At 54.2% G+C, this 1,101-nt stretch carries 1 rRNA gene; it reads left to right on the forward strand.

Annotated features, from left to right (window positions below):
* Positions 1-1,101 (forward strand): 23S ribosomal RNA (locus tag ACFWAD_RS29925); the annotation flags it as partial.

Raw genomic sequence — 1,101 nt, forward strand, 5'->3', positions numbered from 1 at the left:
CCAAGCGATGGGGTGACGCAGGAAGGTAGCTGAGCCAGTCAGTGGTAATACTGGTGTAAGCGTGTAGGGCGTGACCTAGGCAAATCCGGGTCGCACATAGCCTGAGACGTGATGCGTAGCCGATTGAGGCGAATTCAGTGATCCTATGCTGCCGAGAAAAGCCTCTAGCGAGCTTTCACACGGCCCGTACCCCAAACCGACACAGGTGGTCAGGTAGAGAATACTAAGGCGATCGAGATAACTATGGTTAAGGAACTCGGCAAAATGCCCCCGTAACTTCGGGAGAAGGGGGGCCCTGTCTGGTGACGACATTTACTGTCTGAGCTGGGTGGGGCCGCAGAGACCAGTGAGAAGCGACTGTTTACTAAAAACACAGGTCCGTGCGAAGTCGTAAGACGATGTATACGGACTGACGCCTGCCCGGTGCTGGAAGGTTAAGAGGACCGGTTAGTTCCTTCGGGAGCGAAGCTGAGAATTTAAGCCCCAGTAAACGGCGGTGGTAACTATAACCATCCTAAGGTAGCGAAATTCCTTGTCGGGTAAGTTCCGACCTGCACGAATGGCGTAACGACTTCTCAGCTGTCTCAACCGTAGACTCGGCGAAATTGCATTACGAGTAAAGATGCTCGTTACGCGCGGCAGGACGAAAAGACCCCGGGACCTTCACTACAGCTTGGTATTGGTGTTCGGTTCGGTTTGTGTAGGATAGGTGGGAGACTGTGAAACGGTGACGCCAGTTATCGTGGAGTCGTTGTTGAAATACCACTCTGATCGAATTGGACCTCTAACCTCGGACCATGATCTGGTTCAGGGACAGTGCCTGGTGGGTAGTTTAACTGGGGCGGTTGCCTCCCAAAATGTAACGGAGGCGCCCAAAGGTTCCCTCAGCCTGGTTGGCAATCAGGTGTCGAGTGCAAGTGCACAAGGGAGCTTGACTGTGAGACTGACAGGTCGAGCAGGGACGAAAGTCGGGACTAGTGATCCGGCACCGGCAAGTGGAAGCGGTGTCGCTCAACGGATAAAAGGTACCCCGGGGATAACAGGCTGATCTTCCCCAAGAGTCCATATCGACGGGATGGTTTGGCACCTCGATGTCGGCTC

This window comes from Rhodococcus sp. NPDC059969, assembly GCF_042738325.1.
Classification (GTDB): Bacteria; Actinomycetota; Actinomycetes; order Mycobacteriales; family Mycobacteriaceae; genus Rhodococcus_F.